This is a genomic window from Nocardia sp. NRRL S-836 (assembly GCF_001279525.1).
Taxonomy (GTDB): Bacteria; Actinomycetota; Actinomycetes; order Mycobacteriales; family Pseudonocardiaceae; genus Lentzea.
Map to the genome: position 1 here is coordinate 1 of NZ_LGDY01000073.1, position 243 is coordinate 243.

At 53.1% G+C, this 243-nt stretch carries 1 rRNA gene; it reads left to right on the forward strand.

Annotation, left to right across the window (positions count from 1 at the left end):
* Positions 1 to 100: ribosomal RNA gene (locus ADL03_RS08815) — 23S ribosomal RNA — on the forward strand; the annotation flags it as partial.
* Between the last annotated feature and the right edge of the window lie 143 nt (positions 101 to 243).

A 243-nucleotide genomic window follows, 5' to 3' on the forward strand; every position in this document is an offset into this window, starting at 1 on the left:
AGTTAAGGCCCCCAGCTAGACCACTGGGTTGATAGGCCAGAGGTGGAAGATCGGTAACGGTTGGAGCTGACTGGTACTAATAGGCCGAGGACTTGTTACAAAGACGCTACGCATCCACTGTGCGGTTCTGGAAGAACAACCAGAACCGATCGAGCCCGCTGTTCGGGGTTCTAGGTTGTAATTTCATAGTGTTTCGGTGGTTATAGCGTTGGGGAAACACCCGGTCCCATTCCGAACCCGGTA